This window comes from Draconibacterium mangrovi (assembly GCF_010586825.1).
GTDB lineage: Bacteria > Bacteroidota > Bacteroidia > Bacteroidales > Prolixibacteraceae > Draconibacterium > Draconibacterium mangrovi.
Map to the genome: position 1 here is coordinate 518,736 of NZ_JAAAGB010000003.1, position 23,312 is coordinate 542,047.

A 23,312-nucleotide genomic window follows, 5' to 3' on the forward strand; every position below is an offset into this window, starting at 1 on the left:
CTCATTTCATATGTTTTATTTTTTAATTTTTTAGTTCTAATTAGTTGGTGTATTGTCCGATGCGTTCCAAAGCCATTTCCAGCGCTTTTTCCCAGAATACCCAGTCGTGCGTTCCTTCGCGTTCGATATACTCGTGGTCAAACCCAGCATCAAGCAATTTTGCATGTACCGATTGATTTGAACTAAAAACCAACGGGTCGGAAGTTCCGCAATCCATGGTGTAAGCCGGTAAATCGTTAAATGAATCGTATGCCGTAATTATAGCGGCAATTGAAGGAGTAGTGGCAGCACCAACACCCTCTACAGCTCCACTCATCGAATAACAATACTTAAATTTATCAGGATAGGTAAATGCATAATACGAAGCTCCAAAACCTCCCATCGACAAACCGGCAATAAAACGTGTATCGCGTGAAGCAGTAACACGGTATTCGCTTTCAATAAAGGGTAAAAACTCCTCCCAAAAGTAGGTCTCGTATTTTAACCCGTTTTGATAGCCGTCGACATAAAAAGTATTGAATGCATCGGGCATAACCACAATCATTGGTGCTGTAACTCCGTTTTTAAATGCATTCTGCAAAATCAGTCGTGCATTGCCCTGGAGTGCCCAATCGCGGTTATTGCCACCCATCCCGTGAAAAAGATATAATACAGGATAATACCGTTCGGGATTCGTATAGTAATCGTTGGGTAATATAATGTTATACTTCATGGTTTGACTTAATACTGTACTGCTTATCGTCTTATCAATTAGCATACTAACATTGTCGGTTATTACCACTTCAGGTTCATCATCTTCGCTACATGCTGTCAATATCAGAATGAAGCATGTTGCCAGTAAGAATATGTTATGTTTTACCTGATTCATTTTGTTGTTCTATTTAAGATCCTGCATAAAATCCTGTGATTACCAACCTGTATTTTGAACAATATTTTTGTTTAACTGAATTTCGGTTGACGGGAATGGGAACAAATAGTTCCTGTCCTGGAAACCATATTTTCCTTCGCTGTTTCCGGTAGATTTGTATGAAATAATACCGTTTGACGACATAACCGGGTATGTTTGTCCTTGTGCCGATAAGAATGATTTTGCATCACCCCAGCGAATTAAATCCTGGTAACGAACATCTTCCATACAGAGCTCCAAACGGCGTTCTGTTTTAATGGCGTCCATTGATGCAGTTTTATTACCTAGTTTAGCGCGTGTCCGAACCACATTCAAGTAAGTATCGGCTTTGCTTTGGTTTCCTGCCAACAAGTTAGCTTCTGATGCCATCAATAATACATCAGCATAGCGTATAAGTCTTAAGTTGTTATCCCAAGTGTAATTATAACCCGCTGCTGGTACTCCGTCTTTTGTGATTCGGTTTTTCCAGAAGAAATAACCTTCGTTGATGATGGTTTTACCTGCATCCAGACTAACTCCCATATCCTGAACCTGTTCGTAAGTTTTCAAACTCTGATTCAAACGATAACCATCAGCACCTTCTTCGGCTACAAAAGCGTCATACAGTGCTTTTTGTGGTGCACAGAATCCCCAACCCAGGTCGGCCAATCCTAATGTCGTTACCGGTGTATTTGTAAAACGGTCGGTACGCCAGTGAATCATTAAATGCCAGAAATCGAAGTTGTTAAACACATTGTTTTCGTCAACAACACGGTTACACTCAAACATCGACTCGCTGTTATTTTTGTTACTGAACAACAGGATATCTTCATATTCACCATCGTAAAGTGCATAAAGATTAGAATTAATTACTGACTCGAATGCAGAGGCTGCTTCTGAGTATTTTTCCTGATACAGGTAAGCTTTACCCAGTAAAGTCTGCGCGAATTGTTTGGTCACACGGTAAACTGTATTATCGCTAACACCTGATTTTTCAACCAAACTACCCGATGAAATAGCTTCAGTTAAATCTTGTTCAACAAAGGCCCACAATTCAGCAGGGTCGCCATTTGCCATTTGATATTCAGAAGGCTCAAGCGGATGATCAACAAGTGGTGGAGTTCCCCACAACGAGATAAGATCGATGTATGCAAAAGCGCGAAATACTCTCGCTTCAGCAATCATTTGCTTTTTAACATCTGTATCAGGCTGAATGTATTGCATTACAATATTGGCATTGTAAATAATGTTGTAGTAACTCTGAAAACAACCCGAAAGGAAACCATGCTCGGCACTGAAGGTGAATTCGTTCATTTTCTCCAGTTCGTTATTATCACCACGGTCGGCACCACCTGCCCAAATATCATCGGAGCAAATGTTTTTCAGGAATTTATAATTGTACTGCATACCGATGAGTTCACTATAAATAGCTGTAACTGCACCCTCGGCACTTTCGTCAGAACCATAATATTCTTCCAGACTGATGGCTCCTTTTTGTTCAATCTCCAAGTCGTCCTGGCACGATAGCGTAGTAAACACCATCGCCACGACTGCTAAATATATTATTGTTATTCGTTTCATTTTTATTCGAATTTTTGGTTAAGATTAGAATGACACATTAAAACCAAAGATGATTTTCTTTGAGTTCGGATAACTTCCTTTATCCACTCCCAGTGAGTTTCCAACACCGGTAACTTCAGGATCGAAACCAATGTATTTGGTAAAAGTGAAGTAGTCTTCCAACGAAGCATAAACTCTCAGCTTTTTCAATCCCATTTTGTTGAGGAGTGAGCCCGGAAGTGTGTATCCCAATTGAATTTGTTTGATTTTGAAATAAGAGCCATCGAAAACCGAAGCCGACGAAGTGTAATATTTGTCCATATCGTTAGCACCTGCGCGAGGTCTGATTCCGTTTGTATTCTCAGTTGTCCATCTGTCTTCAGTAAAATAAGTCAGGCTGTTTACTGCATAATCAGTACGGTTCAAACAAGTATAGATGTCGTTTCCATATGAACCCTGTCCGAATACAATTGCGTCGAATCCTTTATAAGCGGCAGTTAAAGTAATACCATAAGTAAGATCAGGAATACCTTTACCTAAATCAACTTTATCATCGTCGTTAATGATCTGATCATCATTCTGATCAACAAAAACCGGATCTCCGGTAGCTGCATCGATACCCTGGAATTCGTAACCATAGAAGTACCATGCCGGTTTTCCCACCTCGAAACGAGTGATACCACTTGTTGTATGGAAACCTGCTCCGGCAATATAATCCAACGATTCGTGAATATTGGTAACCTCATTTTTAATCGACGAGATATTACCGCGAACATCGTAAGAGAAATCACCTTTCATATCTTTCCAGCCAAGTTCCAGCTCAAAACCTTTGTTCTCGATGTTACCTGCGTTGATTGGCGAAGCTGTGTTACCCACAATTGTAGAAGGTGTAATTCCTGTTACAATAAGGTCTTTAGTTTTTTTATTGAAATAATCAAAAGTCAACGATAATCTGCTTTCAAGGAAACGGGCGTCAATACCTAAGTCGGTTTGTTCTGCAGTTTCCCATTTTAACTCTTCGTTACCTGTTGTTGAAGGCTTGTAACCAACAGAGTACAAAGGAGAAGAACTAAATGGATAACTTCCGGTGCTGGTTACCGAAGTACGGTAAGCATAACTACCCAAACCGGCCAAAGAACCGTTTTGTCCCCAGCTGGCGCGCAATTTCAAAAAGTCGATCCACGATGAAGCATCCTGCATAAACGATTCTTTAGAAACTACCCAACCAAACGAACCTCCGGGGAAATATCCCCAACGATTGTCAACAGGAAGGTAAGCCGAGTCGAAAGCATCAGTACGCATTACAATTTCTGCCAGGTATTTTTCTTTGTAGTTGTAGCCCAAACGTCCGAAATATGCGTTTTGAGTGCGAATGGTAGGTTGGCCACCATTAACATCTTTAATCGCTTCCGAAGTTGCATAGCCAAAGTAGTAATAACGTGGGTCATCACGAAGCACACCCAAATTATCGTCGGTACCGGTTTTGCTTCCCGAAACACCAAACGAACGCATCTTGGTAAACGATGTACCAACCATTGCCGATAAATTGTGCTCACCGAAAGAACGGTTATAGGTAGCAAAATTCTCCCACTGAATACGGATATTGTTGGAGCTTGATGCGCTTAACGACATAAAGTTCTGATACGACATTGCGTTCGCGTAATAATCATGTGAATAACCATAACTTTCGCCGGCGCTTAGCAGGTACGAAAAACGCGATGTAGCAACCAATCCTTCAATTGGTTTCAGATTTAAGAAAGCTGTTCCGTTAATGTTAAAACCTGCACTTTTCGAATAAGAATTATCCCTCATAATTAAAGGGTTGAGGTTTTCGCTGGTAAGGAATGGCGAAACACTGTAATAGTTACCGTTTCCATCGCTCAGTAATTCACCAACACCATTGGCTCTGTAATTTGCCAAAGCAGTCGACATATTGTCCGGCATATTGTCTTCGGTGTATGTTACCGCTGTCATCGGATCGAGTTGTAGTGTACTCAAAATAAGCGAACCATATTCTGAACCTTCCGAAACCGATCTTCTTTCGTAGTATTCCAACTGATTGTTGGTACCAACTTCTAACCAGGATTTAATGTGGTAGTTGGTATTAATCATACCGGTGTAACGTTTGTATGTATCGGCATCGCCAAATACCATACCGTTGTTATCCAAAATACTTCCCGACAAATAGTAACTTCCTTTTTCGTTACCACCCTGGAAACTAATGTTATGACGCTGCATTACCGACGACTCGAAAATTTCGTTCACCCAATCGGTATTTTGCTCGAAATCCCAATATTGGTAAACACGATCCATGCTGAATTTACCTGCTTCGGTCCAGTAATCAATAAATTGTTCCGAGTTCATTACGTGAGGCGTTTTGCCAATACTTTGAATGGTGTATTGGAAATCGTAAGAAAGTGTACCTGTACCTTTTTTACCTTTTTTGGTAGTAATAAGTACAACACCGTTACCGGCTTGTGCACCATAAATAGCTGCCGATGCAGCATCTTTTAAAATTTCCATACTCTCGATATCGTTTGGCTCGATACCTGCAATCGACGAAGCAATACGTCCGTCAACTACGTACAAAGGATCACTTGAGTTATTGGAGTTGATACCCCTGATTCGGATAGTTGGTGAACTACCAGGTGCTGCAGAGTTTGAATAAACCTGTGTACCGGCTGTTTTACCTGAAATTGCCTGAAGTGGGTTCGTAATGGTCCGGTTCTCCATGTCTTCAGATTTTACCTGCGAAATGGCACCGGTAACCGAGCTTTTTTTCTGAACACCATAACCAACTGCAACAACCTCTTCGATGGCAATGTTGGCGCTCTCGAGTGTTACACTAATGCTGGTTTGACCGTTAACCGCAACATCTATCGAATTCATTCCAATAAATGAAAACATTAACGTTCCATCAGAAGGTACATTTTTAAGTGAATAGTTTCCGTCTATATCGGTAATGGTACCATTTGTTGTACCCTTAACAACAACTGTAACACCGGGTAACAATTCCCCGCCGCTATCTGCCACAGTTCCTGACACCTCTAGATTTGTTTGCGAAAATGCTAATGTGGAAATCATTAAAAAACCAATGATTAGCATTTTAGATAAAAGCCGATACGATTTTAGTAAAGATCGTACGGAGCTTACGTTGTAATTCCTCATAATTTAAATTTTAGTTACTATAAATTTGAATAGTTCTCTTTATTAGTTTCTTGTATTAGTTCTGTGTTATTGGAAATGAGTTCACCACTTCCATTAGTTCTTTATCGTGATTGTATACAACTTCGCAATCCTCATTAAAAAGCATTGTAGCGCCTTTCTGAATAGAATAAGGTTCCCAGTGAGGTAATTTTCCTGTGTTTGGATTTCCGTTTTTTGCAAAACTTATCCAGGCCGAACTCATTTTATCGGCCAGTTGGTAGGCTGCTTTTCCTCCGCCTGTCATTTTTTTACAGCGTGATATATTGTCGAATACAAAGGGTAACTCCATACAATGTGTTGAGCGGAACATACCATCTAAAACCGGAGATTCCCAGGTAAAAAGGTAAGTGTACACAGGAGCTCCTTGTTGCGTGTATTTTAACGCGGCGTGTTTTAATGCGGCAGGCCGGAATATAAAATCAACATCAAGCAGGTCTTTTCCCTGGTAAGTGGGATATGCTTTTTCGAATGCAGCGAGAAAAGTATTAACGTTGGCGCCATATTTTTTTTCAAGCGCTTCTTTTGCTCCGCTTATACTTATATTTCTTAATGAAGGGTTGTAAGTGCTGGCTGTAAATTCGTGCAGGGTGGTTCCCACTAACAACGGAATCTCTTTTGATTGCTCGATAGCCTTTGAATCGGCAGGTTGCCAGGGCAACACAATACCATCAACCGTTGGAGCCCAACCAAAAATGAATGAATTGAAACCATTATTTTTTGCCTCCACTTCAATTTTTTTGATGGCATTATTTCCTGCTTCAAGAAGTTGCTGATAAGGGATGGTGCTCAACTCATCGATTTGTGATGCTTTCAGCCCAAGTTCTTCCATCGTTGCCACACCAATTTTTCTGGAATAGTTGGCTTCCATAGTAGTTAATAATGAACCACTTTGTACGATCGCTTTTTGGAACAATCCCGAAGCAGCAGGAGTTGCCATTAATGTACTTACTTTTCCTCCTCCACCCGATTGTCCGAAAATCGTAACGTTTTCAGGATCGCCGCCAAACTGTTCAATATTGTTTTTCACCCATTTTAAAGCCGCCACAAGATCGAGCAAACCAACATTTCCTGATTTAGCGTATTTTTCGCCAAAAGCTGATAAATCGAGAAAACCCAAAACATTTAAACGGTGATTGAGTGAAACAACAACTACATCGCCCTTTTTACAAAGCGAAGCACCATCGTAGGCAGGAAGTTCCTGTCCCGATCCGGCCGAATAACCACCACCGTGTAACCAAACCATCACCGGACGTTTTTCTTTCACATCCGATGTCCAGACATTTACACGCAGACAATTCTCGTCGGCATAACCATCGTCCCAGTCAAAAGCAAAAGCCTGTTCATCAGAAAACCAACCTAGTCTTTTTTCCTGCGGGCAAACCGGGCCATAAGCGCGGCTGCTTCTAATTCCGTTCCATGATTTTGGAGCATGTGGAGGCATAAATCGTTCGGCTTCGGCATATGGAATACCTTTATAGCTATAAATGCCATCTTCTAGGTATCCTGCAACTTTACCGGCCTCAGTTTCTACAACCGCGATATCGTTTGATGCAGTAACCGTATTCCGACATGTAATTTCTGTTTCGTTTTCCGGTGTTTTTGCACACGCCACAATTAACAATACAGAAAGAGTCTGAATGATTAGTTTTATTGGTCTCATAAGTAATCGGTTCTACCAGATTTTAACTTTACAATGCTACAGAGATCCGCCTTCAATCATTATTCAGTTTGTCCTAAGTGCTTTATTATCTGTTCAAATCCACTTTCGTATTTGTTCAAATCCTTTTGATTTTATTCAAAGCATGCACCTATAACACAAAATCAGAAAGGGAGACGGGTTTTATTGCTATTTTTGGCCTAAACACAATCAGACTGAATGAAACGAACTCTATTTTTAATTCTATTTTTTGCGTTTGCAGTTCTTGCACGGGGAGAGTCGGATTCTGCTAAAGAATCTCCCACGGAGAGCGGTATTATTGTTTCGGCTGAAATCTCCAATCAGTATATTTCTTCTTTTGCTGAAGATGCTTTTGGCCATATTTGGATTGGCACAATTCGGGGCTTGAATAAATTCAATATTAACGAGTATCATCAATATTTTAATACCGAAGATTCGCTGAGCATTTCAAACAACCGTATACAACAAGTTTATACCGACTCGAAAAAACGACTGTGGATAGCAACTGTTGATGGCGTTTGCAGATACAACGATCAGGACTGTTTTGACCGTATTCCGATTGAAAGTTCAAGTAGCAACGCATTGTACTTTTTTGAAGACAATGACGGAAAGCTTTTTTTAAATCTAAATTTTGAAATCTGCGTGTACAACGAAGAACAGAACAAGTTTGAGCCGGTTATCCGCGATGTGGATTACCAGAATGTACTAAGCTCCTGTTTCGTTGATAAATCAAACAATATCTGGATTGTTACCCCTTCGCTGATAAAATGCTATAATAGTCATAACTACCAGCTAAAACAAGAGCTGAAACGAGATAAGTACACCACCTTTTCGTACCTCGACGAAAATGGTAAATTATGGCTCTCGTCATGGCAAAGCCTGGAAATTTACGATACGCGAACAGGAAAATATACTGAAGTTCCGAAAGGCATTGCAGAGCATCCGGTTTTAAAAGATGCCATTATCTACCGCATGCATCCTTATAATAATTCGTCGGTATTGATTCTTACTCAAAAAGACGGGATATTCCTATACAATAAACTCACCGAAACCATTATTCATCAATCGGAAAGCGGATTCCCGTTCAACGCTCCTGATTTTGATATTGTTTCCATTTTCACCGATTCGCAAAAAAACCTGTGGATCGGCTCTTTCGATCAGGGCTATAAAGTTATCTATCATTATAAAGAACGATTTAACAACAACCAGTTTTTACAATCGAAGCTAAAAGGCAAATCGGTTCTATCGGTGGCAACCGACCACGATAAAAATTTATGGATTGTTACCCGTTCAGATGGTATTATGCTTTATCGCAACGACAACCACGAAATTCAACATTTCACCAACCAGGAAATCTATGCCTTCTGGGATTCGTTTCAACACACCGCCGGCCAGGTTTTTATTGGCAGTGATAACACGATTTGGGTATTATCCGACTGGATGTTGCTAAAAATGCGCCTCGAAAAAGACAAGCTGGCGCTGAAAAAATATTACTATTTCCCAACGGGTTTGCTATCGATTACGGAAGATGCCAAAGGTAATATCTGGCTGGGCGGCAAGGAGCAGTCGATATTCGTCCTTAACAAAGGTGAAACGGCTTTCGAGCAATATCACCTGTATGGAAAAGAGTACAATTTTACTCCTGCCCTGCTAACGCTGTCGTCGGGAAATATTTTAGTTGCTTCGTTTAATCACGAATTGCAGTTAATAGATGCAGCCACGAGGGAAGTGACAGCAATTCCGATCAGACATCTAATCAAAAAAACGGTTTTTGTTCCCGTGTGTTTGTTTGAAGATGCAGTTGGAGATGTTTGGATTGGTACCATAAACAATGGAGTTTACCGCCTTTCCACCAAAAACAACACGATTGATCAGATTAACGGCATTGGCTGTACCGACATCAGCAGTATTACTGAAGATGTAGCCGGGAACATATGGGTTGGCACTTTGTTTGGGCTAAGTAAATTCGACAGAACTACCCAACACTTTATTAATTATTATGCCATCGACGGAATTGGAGGAAATCAGTTTAACGAAAAGAGTGTTTGCCGGCTTTCGGATAATACACTGGTTTTTGGCGGAACACATGGATTAACCTTTTTCAACCCAATCGACATTAACTATAAACAGAATATTCCGCTGGTTTTCGAAAACCTTAAAATACACAACAAAATTGAGCAACCGGCCAAAAGCGGAAGTATTGATAAACACCTGTCGTACAACCCCGATATAACTTTAAATCATAACCAGAATAGTTTTACCATTTCGTTTTCAGCTATCGATTACGGAGAATACGAACGGGTAAAATATGCCTACAAAATGGTAGGTTACGATAATGTCTGGATAGAAGCCAACAGCAGCCGACAGGCCTATTATTCTAATTTGCCGGCGGGAAAATACACGTTTCGTGTAAAAATATTCAATAACGAAAACACCATTACGGAAACCCAAAACGAGATTTTTGTGCAGATTAAACCGGCCCCCTGGTTTAGCTGGCCGGCTATATCGCTTTATACCATACTGTTTTTATGTATCGTGGTTCTTGTGGTGCGCATGCAACGTCGAATAAAAACAAATAAAGACAAAGCGTTAAAAGCAGAGATAGAAACTGAGCAGGAACATAAAGTGAATAAGATGAATATGAGCTTTTTTGCCAATTTATCTCACGAATTCCGAACGCCTTTAACAATGATTTCCGGCCCGGTGACCATACTAAGTAACGATACAAACATAAAAGACGAATCGAAACAGTTGATATACATGATTCAGCGAAGTGTTAACCGCATGCTTCGTTTGGTTAATCAGCTGATGGATTTTAATAAGCTCGAAAACGACACGCTAAAACTGAAGGTGGAATCTATCGATATCATTTCGGGATTAAATCGTACCATCGATATTTTTAAATTGAATGCCAAAGAAAAAGAAATCGATCTAAACACCTATGGTTTGGAGGATGAATTTCTGATGTGGACCGATCTCGACAAACTGGAAAAAATTGTGACGAACCTTCTTATAAATGCAATAAAATTTTGCGGACCAAAAGGCAAAATAGGAATAAATTTCGACGTGGTTTCGCGCGAAGATATTGAACATGCTTTCCCGTTAACGGTTCACGATGCCAGTACTCAGTGGGTAAAAGTTGCCATCAGCGATACGGGCAAAGGTATTCCGGAAGATAAACTGGAAAAAATATTCGAACGTTATTACCAACTTAACAACCAAACCAAGGAGTATTACAACTGGGGAACAGGAATTGGGCTATATTATTCGCGCCGTTTGGTGGAAATACATCATGGTTTTATTAAGGCGAGCAATAACGACGAAGGCGGAGCAACATTTACATTTGTTCTTCCGGTATCGCAGCAGGCGTATTCTCCTGAAGAAAGGCAACCTGAATCGGAAACCCGACAAAATGAATACATCCCCTATCCTCCTGAAAACGACTATAAATATGAGTTTTCAAAAGAAAGCACCACTCAAAAACAAAAGCTTTTAATAATCGACGATGAATCGGAAATTGTTCATTATCTGAAAGCACTTTTATCGCCGCATTACGAGGTGAATTATAAGTTTGATGCCGATTCAGCCTATAAAGCACTAAACGAAATTGAACCCGACTTAATACTGTGCGATGTGGTTATGCCGGGAACCGACGGCTACGCTTTTAGCCGACAGGTAAAGGAGAGCTTGTCTTTCAGTCATATTCCCATTATTTTGGTTACTGCAAAAGCCACGGTTGAAAATCAGGTAGAAGGCTTAAATAGCGGCGCTGACGCTTATGTTACCAAACCGTTTGATCCGAATTATTTACTGGCGCTTATAAATTCGCAGCTGAGTAACCGGAAGAAAACCCAGCGCATGCTGGTTGGCGTTACCAAAACCGAAAAAATTGAACAGGATATTCTTACTCCACAGGATAAAAACTTTATGAGTGAATTGTATAAACTGATGGAGAATGAACTTTCGAATTCGGAACTGAACATCAACCGAATGACAGAAGTTCTTAAAATATCGCGGACAAAATTCTACTATAAAGTAAAAGGTTTAACCGGGGAAAATCCGGGAACACTGTTTAAAACCTACAAGTTAAACCGTGCTGCCGAGCTTATTCTCGAGGGGAATATGAATATCTCGGAAATTGCTGATATGACAGGATTTAGCACACCATCACATTTTTCGGTAAGTTTCAAGAAGCACTTTGGTGTGTCGCCTAAGAATTATCATGGTTAAAGAATTAGAGTACCGTAGTTATGTGCTTTGTACTCTTTTTCTGCTATAATAAGTTCAACAATAAACAAGTAATAAAAAAACCTAACTTTAGTGCTTCACAATTATATAGTAGTGCAATTAAAATAAAATATAAAATAGAGAAGGGAAAAAAGCTTATTGGAGTTCTCAATTGACCTGAAGCACATTGAATAATTAAAAAACAAAACTTTCAATACCTATTTTAGGATTATTAGCTTCATTTAAAAAATTAAATTTGGTATTTTTAATTGATATTTGAATTATTAAACAACAAGTATTTACAGAGTTACCTAAAAGGGACCAATAGAAAAAGAGGCTAATAAAATCACTGATAACTAGCGCACTAGAAAATAAATCGCGTCCTTGTTCTGTGCTATGGGAGTTGGTTGAGTAAATTTTAATCTCCCGCAGGGTTCAGCAACTCAATCAAGTTGTATAAATTGTATTAACTAAAAAAAGATTGTTTAACATCAGAACCTATCGGATAAAGTCATTGGAATAAAAGGTATTACCCGCATTATCTGACAAGGTAACGTAATCAATTTTACCACTGCCATAAAACTGATAATCTATCCCCAGAAACTTCCCCAACTCACGTTGGTAATTCTGAGAATTAATAACCTCACCATTAAGATAAATTGTACAATTATGATTTTCGGTTGTCATCCTGATGTTATGCCATTCGGCCATATCCACCGTAAAAACACTTAAATCGTTGTATTTTCCATCAATAAATTTCTCTGAAACTCTCAAACTTACCCATCTGGAACACTTTTCCTGGGTAAACTTAAATTCAATTGTCCCGTATTCGCCAACAAGCATTATTTCGGTATCATAGCAAGTTAAGCTTCCGGTTGAAGCATTATTCAAGATCCTGGTTTCAAGTGTTAACTCATCAAGATTTTTCTTAAATGGAAAGAAATATCGATATACCGTCCAAAAGTTTTCTTTTAAATCAACACCTTCATTCATTAAGTCGTCAACACTTGCATAAAAATTGGTGGATTGACGGTAAAATTTCTGATCATTAAAGGACCTGAAGATTTTTGGTTCTTTATTTGGACGATATCCTGCCACCCAATCTTCACTCCAGGCAAAAACCATTAAACTATCCAATGTTCGCGTACGGGTATAAAACCTCACCTTATAATTCCCCGGATATTTATAAAAATAATTGATCATTGACTTATTGCGTGGAAGATAGGTTTCTTCTCCATTACCAAAATCGGTAAAAACACTATCCTTTACTGCAGAAACATCATATCTGAATGTCTCAGTAAAGGGGAATACATCCTGAGGGTTCACACAATTAAAGCTATAATCTAATTTTTTGGGAAAGACAATGAATATTACAATTATCGATAAAAAAAGAACAAAAGGAATAATCCAGCACGGCTTTCTATTGCACAGTAGTAGAAACTTCAGAATTTCATCCCTGATCCTTCTTTTACTTTTTTTGGATTCTCCTGTTTTGCTTATTATTTCGATAAATCTCAAAAGCGTTAGCTTGCTATAGGCTTGCGGAACGTAATTTTTACCTGGCATCTTCCGTTTCCCGAACATCCGCTTGAGTGTTTCTTTACTGATTCGCTCTCCTGTTTCCGCTTCAATCGCCTGACTTAATTCCTCAAAATGAAAATTAGTCCAGTCGGTTGGTGCCCCCCAACCATATTTATTTGCAATTATCTTTTTTATTTTATCCAGATCAAACTCCATATCTATAAAACCTAATCCCTGTAAAACAAGCACTTGTGCCAATGACAAAAAATGCTCAATTCTGCTTCGCTACAATTTTTTGCATAAACAATGAAATAACTAACTTCGATTGTTGAAAGTTCTTGCATTTAGGTAAAAATAGAAAATGTTTGCTTCTACAAAAAAAAGTATACTGAATTCATTGGAATTTTCGAAAGCTAGCAAACAAAACGAATATATAAAAACCTGTAATTCTGAGAATAAAACCAATAATAACCTATCAATGACAACAATCAACCGCCGTACTTTTATAAAAGCGGCAAGCATTACTTACGGTAGTATTTTACTTTTTCCGTCGTGTTTAACATCGCCCGGAAATTTTCGTTTTTTTACGGATGAAGAAGCCAAGTGCATCACTGCATTATGCGAACAAATTATTCCTGCCGATGAATCTCCCGGTGCTACCTCAGCCGGAATTATCAATTATATCGACAAACAACTTACTGAAGTTTTCCATTACGATCAAACAACTTATCGTGACAGCATAAAAAACCTCCAACATTATTGCACTAAAACATTTGGAAAGCGTTTTGAGAATATTGAATTCGATCAACAAACGAATATTCTCACTTCACTTGAATCAGGCGAGTTAACAAAGGAAGATTGGCCCGATGGCAACGCGTCTTCATTCTTCAACCTGATTCTTTCGCATACAATGCAGGGCTTTTACGGCTCCCCTATTCACGGCGGAAATAAAAATTATATGAGTTTCGAGATGCTTCGAATCGACTATCCGCTGGTAATTGGGCAAAACCGCTATAGGTCATAATCTGAATTTACTTTATCATGAAAAATAAACACGTAAATGCAATTGTAGTTGGAGCCGGAGCCGGCGGAGGAATAATTGCAAAAGAGCTGGCTGTAAACGGACTTTCTGTCGTTTTATTTGAACGTGGCAAATGGCCTGTTTACGATGAACATCCAAATGACGAATTGATTTCTCAGCGTACCGAAGTCCTGGGCTCTCCATTTGGCCCCGACCCAAAAAAAAATCCGCGGGTTCTGCTTCACGGAAATAATAAACAAATTGTAACCCCAATTACAGGAGGTTACAGCAACAATGCTGCCTGTGTTGGCTCAGGTACTGTTAGTTATGGCGCTATGGCATGGCGTTTTATGGAAGAGGATTTCAAGTTAAAATCGACATACGGACATGTTGAAGGATCAACCCTGGAGGATTGGCCAATTACTTATAATGATCTAGAACCTTATTACGAAAAAGCAGAATGGGAAATTGGAGTATCGGGCGATGACACACAAAATCCCTTCTCTCCTCCCCGGAAGAAGAGACAGCCGATGCCTCCTTTCGAGTATAACCGGGAAGGTCAAGTTTTACATGATGCATCAAAACGATTGGGTTTACATCCGTTCCCTATTCCTATGCTTCGTAATTCTGTTCCAAACAATGGCCGTACGGGATGCATTCGAAATCGCACCTGTTGCGGCTTTGCATGTCCTGTTGATGCAAAAAACGGAACACAAAACACAGTAATTCCCGTTGCGCTGGCCACTGGAAATTGCGAAATACGTACGAATAGTAAGGTTGTTGAAATCATGATCAATGATTCGGGCCAGGCTACAGGTGTTAAATATTTTGATGATAACGACAAACCACAGGTACAAACGGCTGACTTAGTTGTAGTGTCAGGGGCAGCAGTAGAGACTGCCCGCCTGCTTCTAAATTCGAAGTCTGAACTTTTCCCAAACGGGGCGGGAAACAATTACGACTGGGTTGGGAGAAATTTGATGGGACATGCATACACCGGGGCATTTGGTTTGTTTGATTACGATATCCTCGATTTCTCAGGACCAGGAGCTACAGTCGCCTTGTGCGATTACAACCATAACAACTCAGGGATTATTGGCGGAGGCGTACTTGCAAACGAATTTAACCGCCTACCCTACTTATTTACAAATATCCGTCCACCGGGTTCTGCTCGCTGGGGTAAAAAACACAAAGCCTTTCAACGCGAAATGTTTCACAGAACAGCTCAGGTTGTTGGCCCGATACAGGAAATGCCCGTTTTTGAGTCACGGGTAACAGTTGACCAACAAGTTAAAGATTACTGGGGTGTACCGGTAGCCGCGATGTCGGGAGAACGCCATCCGCTGGATTATAAACATTGTAAGTTTCTCTCTTCGAAAGCTGAAGAAATACTAATCGAGGCAGGGGCTTCTCAAACCTGGCAAAGCGTTGGAGGTAGAGGTGGCCCAAGTGGCGGACAACACCAAAATGGAACGGCGCGAATGGGAAACGATAAAAAAACATCGGTTGTGAATAGATATGGCCAAATACACGAAATCGACAATTTATTTGTTGCCGATGGCAGCATTATGGTAAGCGGTGGCGGTTTTAATCCTGCATTAACAATTATGGCTCTCGGGTTTTGGGTTGGTAACTACATCGTTAAAAACTTTGCTGGCACTAAATTTAAAGGTTAGAATGGCTGCAAGGATCAGTGTTCAAATTAAAAATCTCTAATTTAAATGAAAGTAAAAAAAGTGATAATAGTTGTGAGTATTCTTTTTACCGGAATAATAGGTATGAGTATAAGTTACTCGCAATGGAATTCAGCCAGTCCCTCACGCACTTGTGCCAGTTGTCATGAAATTAGTCCGTCAGTAGGGCTTTGGCAGACTTCAGCTCACCGGGATTTACATTGTAGCGAATGTCATGGAACAGCCCTTAGTAATGGAATTCACAGCATAAAGGAGAAATCAAATATGCTTTTTACACATTGGTCAGATGACAAAAGCCATGATGATATTCAAATGAATGAACAGCAAGTAATTGAGCTTTCGCAGCGATGTGCAAAATGTCACATGTCTGAATATGCCAAATGGCAATCTGGAGGGCACTCAGTTAATTATGCCGAAATATTTATGAACGAAGAACATAACCGTCTGGAAACTCCATATTGGGATTGCCTGCGATGTCATGGAATGTTCTACGACGGAACCATTAAAAGCTTAGTTCAGGAACCGATAGATAAAGATGACGTTTGGAAATTAATAAATGAAGATCAAGCTACAGTTTCAACAATTCCTTGCCTGTCGTGCCACCAGGTTCATACACACAATGAAGTCCTTGGCCGAGCATCCAATCTCGATAATCCAAAAGAAATATCTTATGAACGAGAAGAGCGAAATACAATGATCTCCTGGTATGTAAGAACAGATAAAGGACATATTAGGGCAGATCGTCTGATGACGATTGATATGTTCAACAATAAGCAACCGGTTCAGGTAGCAGGCGATCCTGCAAGTAAATTATGTATCCAGTGTCATTCCCCCAATTTTAAGCATCAAACAGGCTCTGAAGACGACCGCACACCAACAGGCGTTCACGAAGGGTTAAGCTGTATAGCTTGTCACGCCCCGCATTCCAATGCTTCGCGAAATTCGTGCGACAACTGTCATCCTGCTATCTCTAATTGTAATTTAGATGTAAAAGAAATGAATACTTCATACAAAAACAGAAATAGCTCAAACGACATTCACTCGGTAAGTTGTACTGATTGCCACAGCGAAGAATTTCTGGCTCATAACTGACAATACTTACAGGATGAACAATACATAAGATTTATTTTTATATGTTACATTTCTTTCTACTGGCGCTAACTTGCAGGCGACCATAAAAAAACATAGAACAAAAATTATTAATTCAATAACCGAATAACAATGAAAAGATTAAAATTTATTTTCCTGATCGTACTCTGTAACTTGCTGTTTTCACAGCAGATGCATGCAGCGATAAAACTTCCGGCAATTGTGTCGTCGAATATGGTTTTGCAACATAACACTACCGTTGAACTTTGGGGCTGGGCCGATGCTAACGAAAAGATTACCATTGAAGCTTCGTGGTTAAACAAAGCCATAAACGTTGAAGCCGATAACAATGGTGACTGGCGTTTGGAGGTAAAAACAACCGATAGCAAAGCACCTCAAATCCTAAAAATTAAAAGTAAAGCCTCGGATATCATTTTGGAAAATATCCTGTTTGGCGAAGTATGGTTGTGCTCGGGACAATCGAATATGCAGCAGCCTGTAAAGGGCTTTGATGGGCAACCTGTATTTGGTTCGATAGAGGCCATTGCAAAGTCTGCCAACCCTAATTTACGTTTATTTTTCGTAGACAGAAACGGTTCGAAAACGCCTTTGCAGGATGTGGAGAAGTACAGTACATGGCAGGAAGCAAGTCCCGCAAATGTTGCAGGTTTTAGTGCTGTGGCTTACTTCTTTGGGCAGCAGTTACAGGAAATTCTGGATGTGCCGGTAGGAATGATATACACCGCGTGGGGTGGTAGTTCTGTTCAGGCGTGGTTAAGCAAAGAGGAGATAAGCAAGTATCAGGAAGTGAACCTGGATGACGTGGACATTTCACAGGGAACCAATCATATTCCTGCTGCCTTGTTTAACGCGATGATCAGCCCGCTGATTCCTTACACTATTAAAGGTGCGTTGTGGTACCAGGGAGAATCAAACCGCCTCGAACCGGAGAATTATAAAAAGCTTTTCCCGGCCATGGTAAAAGATTGGCGTACGCGCTGGGGAATTGGCGATTTCCCGTTTTACTACGTCCAAATTGCGCCGTTTATGTATGGCGACAACGAAGTGTTTCAGCATGCGAATAATTCAGCTTTTATTCGCGAAACGCAGTTGCACTGCCTTGATCTGATTCCGAATTCGGGGATTGCCATTACGATGGATGTTGGTGACGATTATTGTATTCATCCCCCGAGAAAGAAAGAGGTGGCTGATCGTTTGCTCTACAATGCGCTGAACCAGACCTACGGATATAAAAGCGTAGATTATGCGTCTCCGATTTTTGAAAGTCAGGAAGCAAAAGACGGTGGTTTGATCTTGAAATTTAAAAATGCTGAATCCGGGCTTTTTGCTTACGAAGAGCTGGAAGGCTTTGAGATTGCCGGAGAAGATAAAGTGTTTTATCCTGCAGATGCGCAGATTATCAACCACAAACTCCTTATGGTAAAAAGTGATAAAGTACCCAATCCTGTTGCTGTTAGATACGCCTGGTGTAACTGGATAAACGGAACGCTTTATGATGCCAATCTTTTACCGGCATCTTCTTTCAGAACCGACAATTGGGATGATGCAACCCGTGCAAAAGAATAGTAAATAGTGGCTGACAGAACTTAGTAGAAGAAACTTCTGATGAAAAAGGCCCCGCGCAATGCGAGGCCTTTTTCTTTTATCAAAACATTTAAAAAAACGTAGCTCTCATAAACAAATTACTTATTCCAACATTCCTACTTCATCGGGTACAGCTTCATATTTCTTTAAAATGGTTACCTCGCCAGGGTGTTTTACCGCGGCATGTGCAGCATATTTAGCTATTTCAATTTTATATGCGTCCACCCCGTCAGGCGCATAAGAATTACGCGTAACGTTTTTCTTAAATATCTTCTCGAACCAGGTACAAGCCGCAGTATAACGGCCGTAAGTTGTTTCCAGGTGGTACCCGTCGCGGTTAAAATGATCGCCAATACATGAGGTGCGGCCGTTTTGAATAGCTGTTCCCGAAGGAATGATAATGTCAATATCAACCAAATCGGCAGCGCGGTCGATGGCATCTACCAATGACTCGTACATCTTTACCTGGTCGTTATCGTAACTCGGGAAAGCCGTGTGTGTTGAGTTCATTGCATACGCCCAGGTTTGATGCAACATTAATTTCATTTTCCGATTGGTTGCGTGCGCTTTAACGTAATCAACAAGTCCGGGTAAGGATTCTTCAAAAGTCTCGTACTGCCCCGAGTTACCGCTCACTTGCTGTAAACTGATATAATCCCATTTTTCATCGGCTATCGCATCTGCCAACCTCGTTTTTGGCCGCTTGGTCTTGCTTCCGTTCTCAATTTTCCGATAGTCGTAAGCGGGACTGTCATTTGTTGCATTTTTCAGATGTGTTGTCAAGGAACAACCGCCAATATACAAATTCCCAATCACTACGGAAATGCCTTCAGCCTCAGCCAACTCATACAAATATTGTTCAACGGCATCCTGGGAGAAACTGTTACCGATAGCTAAGATGCGTATCGTCTTGTTCTTTTTAATTAAGTGCTGACCGTCAGCAATTTCAGTTGATTTTTCGTCTCGTTGTGAATTAGCAGAATATCCTGCCACCGATGTCACACAGAGAATAAACAGTATTATAAAAATCTGTTTTGTGAATTTTTTAAAAGTTAAATTTTTTATTGAATTCATTTTCATTTTGTTAATTTCTATTCATCAAACTCACCCTTCATCACTTTCTTTACGGCATCGAGATATCCGTACCCGTTCAACATATCGGGCAACAAGTAGCTGCCTTCCACCCATTCGTTCCATGCATTTATGGTAATAAGCTTGGTCTGTTCAGGATGGCTGTCGGCATATTTTTTTGCTTTGGAAAGTAAGGCTGCAAAACTCTCGGGCGTATTGTGGTAATGTACAACATCGTGGATACCTTTTGCGGGAAATCTTGGGGTATCATCCCAGCCAATGGAAACGCAAGGGAACAACGGTACGTTTAGGATTGAATCCATTTGTGTTCTGATTTTTACTGAATTCGCACCGTAAACTAAATAATCTTCATTCATTCCCCCCATATTGTACATGGCCACACTATTGAAACCCATTTGGGTTACTTTCTCTGAAAATTGATCAGCAGCCTCTTTCGACATGATGGAGCCTCCTCCTTGGTTCCACTGGATGTGCAGCCCAGGAAATCCTGCTTTTTTTACTTCCTCCCTGAAATAATCGAGTGCTTTTCGTGCTTCTTCAACGCTTCCACCAAAACCTTCCAGCAAGTTGTCAATGCTGAAAATGGAAAATACGGGTTTACCATCGATTTTAAAATAGTTAGGTTGGTTAAAATATTGCTTAATTACTCTATCGACGATAATTTTAAAATTGACCCAATCTACAGCTCCATCCCAAAGCAGCGATGTGTCGTCTTTAAACTTGTGCACATTCCAGTAATTGTGTTTCACATCGTGGTTGGCCCACATGATATAAAACTGCATATCGGAATTGTTTTTTGCTTTTAGAAAGCCATCATTGAGAGCGCTTTCCAAAAATGGGCCACAATCGAACCAATACCAGTCGAAAACAAAAATATCTACACCATGACTGGTCGCTACATCAATCCATCTCTCCATTACATGAGGATCGTTGTCCATTTCGTACCCCCAAAGCGGCTGGCGTGGCTGATAATGTCCTTCAAAGCGCGGATCTCCTTTTTTTATTACCTCCCACTCGCCGGTGCCTTCGGGCCATAACATATCGCCAAAGCGTTCGTCGTGGTGGCACGATGGCCAGATATAAGCTGCTACATGGTAGTCGTCGTTTGTTTTTTCTGTATTCTCCTTTGATGCACTTTGTTGTTCGGTGCACGAAAACAATGATAAGGATGAACAGATAAAAAGTAAAACCAGGAAATAGTTTTTGCCCTTACCCATTTTAAATTTCATAATATTTGGATTAAAGTTATTTTTTTAATGTCAAACGAAATCATCAATAACATGCCACCTTGCTTTTTAATGCCACCTTGCTATATATTAGGTAGAATTTTCAATTTAATCGCTGAGCACTTTATTTCTTTTCAATAATAGCCGCCCAGCCACCACCGGGAGCCATTTTTACTTTTACATTTGAACCAGAATTTACTTCAACAGTTTCCTGTGCAAAATCAGCAGCATATTTATCAGCGTTCAGTCCGTCTTTCCACACTTTCATGGTGTACGTTCCATTGCCAAGGAAATCAAGTTTTAGTTCCATTTCACGAGGATCCCAATCGGTTAAAGCTCCAACAAACCATTTATCACCCGAACGACGAGCAACGGCAACATAGTCGCTAACTTTAGCTTCCAACACTTTGGTTTCGTCCCAAACCGATGGAACTTCTGAAAGGAATTCCATACATCCCGGCTCTCGGTAATAGTTCGATGGATTATCGGCCAGCATTTGCAGCGGGCTTTCAAAAACCGGGTACAAAGCCAACTGGTGGCAGCGTGTTCCCTGGCTCATTGGTTCGCTAAATACCGGATTGAAATTCAGTTTAGTTTTGTTGATCATCGCTCCTGGAGTGTAGTCCATCGGGCCCGCAACCATACGAATAAAAGGCAAAGTTACATCGTGCTCCGGATCGGGTATATTCGTCCATTTCATATTTTCCATGCCTTTTACACCTTCATACGAAATTACGTTCGGGTATGCACGGTCCAAACCACTTGGTTTATATGCTCCGTGGAAATCAACCAACAAGTTATGCTCGGCACATTTGAGGGCAATTTTCTCGTAGAAGTTTACCATCCACTGGTCGTCGCGTTGCATAAAGTCCATTTTAATACCTTTTGCCCCCCACGCCTGAAACTGATCAAGTGCTTCTTCCAGTTTATCATCCATGGTTTTCCAAACTACCCAAAGAATTACGTCAACATTTTTTTCTTTTCCGTAGTCGATAATCTCTTTTACATCCACATCTTTTTCCAGCTTCATAATATCAGAAAGCACATACCAGCCTTCATCCAGAATGATGTATTCCAATCCGTATTTCGAAGCAAAATCGATAAAGTATTTGTACGTTTCGGTATTAACACCGGCCACAAAATCAACGCCGTAAATGTTATTGGCATTCCACCAGTCCCAGGCAACTTTTCCCGGCTTAATCCAGTCGGCGTTTTCAATTTTGCACTCAGGAGCCAGTTTGTAGATCATTTCAGTCTCAATCAACTGGCCATCGTTTTCGGTAACTACCATGGCACGCCACGGAAATTCGCGCGGGCCGTTACATTCTGCAATATAATCGGCATATTTTGTTGGTTTTACATCGCGGTCGCTTGTTTGTTCAGTTTCAAGAACTACACCCGGATATTTTCCAATCAAAGCATATTTGTTATCATCACATCCACGTAAATACATTCCTGCATAATCCATAAGGTTCGATTCCGAAATGTATGTTTTAACTCCGTTTCCGCAGTCAACCAGCAAACCAGTTGAAGCAAAACGATCGCTGCCAATTTTCGAAAGTGTTTCGCGCTGATATTCGCGTTCCTGGTGAGTCATCATACTTTCTTCCTCAGGAAACCAAAGTTTGTTGTCGGCCGGAAACGTAAAAGTAGCCAGCTCGCTTTTCACTTTGTATTCGCCATCTTTCTCCGACACCCAGCGGTAAGCTGCACCATCGTCGTACGCTCTGAACTGCAACGCGTAACCTTTAAACGACAAGGTCAGCTCTTTGTATTCGTCTTTTATCGTAGCACTTTTACGTTGAACAACCGGTGTAAGCACCTGCGATACGCTGTTGGTTTTTGTTTTGCGCACTTTGGCGTCTACTCCCCAAACTGTTCCGTCGTATAATTCCATCAAAATTTGCGACGGTGCAACAATCGTGCTTCCGTTTAGCAACACCGAGTAGGTAACAGTTTTGTCAACATTCACCTTAACCTGTATTTTTCCCGATGGAGATTCAACTAAGTATTCCCTAGCTGAAAGGGAGAGAACAAAGGCTATTAGGATAATTAGCATAGATAATCTTTTCATGTCAGATATTTTTTTGATTTTTTACTCAATAGTACAAATGAATTGTTTGAAATATACATATATTCTGGTTCTATTGTTTATTTCAAATTAGAAAATGGAATTTGCTATAAACGATAGAATTCTTCCCAACCTTTACGCGGTGTTGGTCCCTGTAGTAAATCGTTTGCCAGCGAACTATTTGTGATCTGCTTGCTCTCGCGATCAAATTTCAGTGTGGTATTCAGGCGTTGCGCCAGTGTTCCCAAAACAAATACCTGGCTTAGCGGCCCGGAAACTTCAAATGGCGAGCGTGTTTTCTCTTCGCCTTTACATGCCAGTACAAAGTTTTCGAAATGACTGGATGGACTTTTGGGAACTTCCGGTAGGTTTTGTTTCACTTTTTCTGCCTTTTTCGACGGCAGTATCGATAAAGTACTTCCGTGCGAGCCTCCT

At 40.5% G+C, this 23,312-nt stretch carries 13 protein-coding genes and 1 pseudogene; 5 read left to right on the forward strand and 9 right to left on the reverse strand.

Annotated elements, in window-relative coordinates; translation table 11 throughout:
• Window positions 1-40: 40 nt before the first annotated feature.
• The 4 genes from G4420_RS11525 to G4420_RS11540 form a co-directional block, all read right to left on the reverse strand.
• Window positions 41-868, reverse strand: a complete 828-nt coding sequence (locus G4420_RS11525; protein WP_163323785.1) for an alpha/beta hydrolase — start codon at window positions 866-868, stop codon at window positions 41-43.
• A gap of 39 nt (window positions 869-907) precedes the next feature.
• Entirely contained in the window at window positions 908-2,467 is a 1,560-nt protein-coding gene (locus tag G4420_RS11530) for a RagB/SusD family nutrient uptake outer membrane protein (protein WP_163323786.1), read from the reverse strand.
• Between the two features lie 24 nt (window positions 2,468-2,491).
• Window positions 2,492-5,530 carry a SusC/RagA family TonB-linked outer membrane protein gene (locus G4420_RS11535; protein WP_204273670.1) on the reverse strand — a complete coding sequence of 1,013 codons (3,039 nt, stop codon included), beginning with the start codon at window positions 5,528-5,530 and terminating at the stop codon, window positions 2,492-2,494.
• A 139-nt stretch (window positions 5,531-5,669) separates the two neighbouring features.
• Window positions 5,670-7,313 carry a carboxylesterase/lipase family protein gene (locus G4420_RS11540; RefSeq protein ID WP_163323787.1) on the reverse strand — a complete coding sequence of 548 codons (1,644 nt, stop codon included), beginning with the start codon at window positions 7,311-7,313 and terminating at the stop codon, window positions 5,670-5,672.
• A gap of 216 nt (window positions 7,314-7,529) precedes the next feature.
• Between G4420_RS11540 and G4420_RS11545 the strand changes: the two genes are divergently transcribed.
• A complete protein-coding gene (locus G4420_RS11545; protein WP_163323788.1) occupies window positions 7,530-11,561 on the forward strand; it encodes a hybrid sensor histidine kinase/response regulator transcription factor in 4,032 nt (1,343 codons plus the stop codon).
• Between the two features lie 495 nt (window positions 11,562-12,056).
• Here G4420_RS11545 and G4420_RS11550 read toward each other — a convergent pair whose 3' ends face one another.
• Window positions 12,057-13,343 carry a hypothetical protein gene (locus tag G4420_RS11550; RefSeq protein WP_163323789.1) on the reverse strand — a complete coding sequence of 429 codons (1,287 nt, stop codon included), beginning with the start codon at window positions 13,341-13,343 and terminating at the stop codon, window positions 12,057-12,059.
• Window positions 13,344-13,557: 214 nt separating this feature from the next.
• On the opposite strand from G4420_RS11550, the gene G4420_RS11555 reads away from it, so the two are divergent.
• The 4 genes from G4420_RS11555 (at window position 13,558) to G4420_RS11570 (ending at window position 18,470) form a co-directional block, all read left to right on the forward strand.
• Window positions 13,558-14,103, forward strand: a complete 546-nt coding sequence (locus tag G4420_RS11555) for a gluconate 2-dehydrogenase subunit 3 family protein (RefSeq protein ID WP_163323790.1) — start codon at window positions 13,558-13,560, stop codon at window positions 14,101-14,103.
• Window positions 14,104-14,120: 17 nt separating this feature from the next.
• On the forward strand, window positions 14,121-15,776 hold the full coding sequence (locus tag G4420_RS11560; RefSeq protein ID WP_163323791.1) for a GMC oxidoreductase: 1,656 nt from the start codon (window positions 14,121-14,123) through the stop codon (window positions 15,774-15,776).
• Window positions 15,777-15,821: 45 nt separating this feature from the next.
• Window positions 15,822-16,886 (forward strand): multiheme c-type cytochrome, encoded by a 1,065-nt coding sequence (locus G4420_RS11565; RefSeq protein WP_163323792.1) that lies wholly within the window; start codon window positions 15,822-15,824, stop codon window positions 16,884-16,886.
• A gap of 129 nt (window positions 16,887-17,015) precedes the next feature.
• Window positions 17,016-18,470 (forward strand): sialate O-acetylesterase, encoded by a 1,455-nt coding sequence (locus G4420_RS11570; RefSeq protein WP_163323793.1) that lies wholly within the window; start codon window positions 17,016-17,018, stop codon window positions 18,468-18,470.
• Window positions 18,471-18,590: 120 nt separating this feature from the next.
• On the opposite strand, the gene G4420_RS11575 is transcribed toward G4420_RS11570, so the two are convergent.
• The 4 genes and pseudogenes from G4420_RS11575 to G4420_RS11590 all read right to left on the reverse strand — a co-directional run.
• Window positions 18,591-19,562 carry a DUF4886 domain-containing protein gene (locus tag G4420_RS11575; protein ID WP_163323794.1) on the reverse strand — a complete coding sequence of 324 codons (972 nt, stop codon included), beginning with the start codon at window positions 19,560-19,562 and terminating at the stop codon, window positions 18,591-18,593.
• A 17-nt stretch (window positions 19,563-19,579) separates the two neighbouring features.
• Window positions 19,580-20,809 (reverse strand): glycosyltransferase WbsX family protein, encoded by a 1,230-nt coding sequence (locus G4420_RS11580; protein WP_204273671.1) that lies wholly within the window; start codon window positions 20,807-20,809, stop codon window positions 19,580-19,582.
• A 121-nt stretch (window positions 20,810-20,930) separates the two neighbouring features.
• Window positions 20,931-22,880 (reverse strand): glycoside hydrolase family 97 protein, encoded by a 1,950-nt coding sequence (locus tag G4420_RS11585; RefSeq protein ID WP_163323795.1) that lies wholly within the window; start codon window positions 22,878-22,880, stop codon window positions 20,931-20,933.
• Between the two features lie 104 nt (window positions 22,881-22,984).
• A pseudogene (locus G4420_RS11590) lies at window positions 22,985-23,312 on the reverse strand (gfo/Idh/MocA family oxidoreductase); the annotation flags it as partial.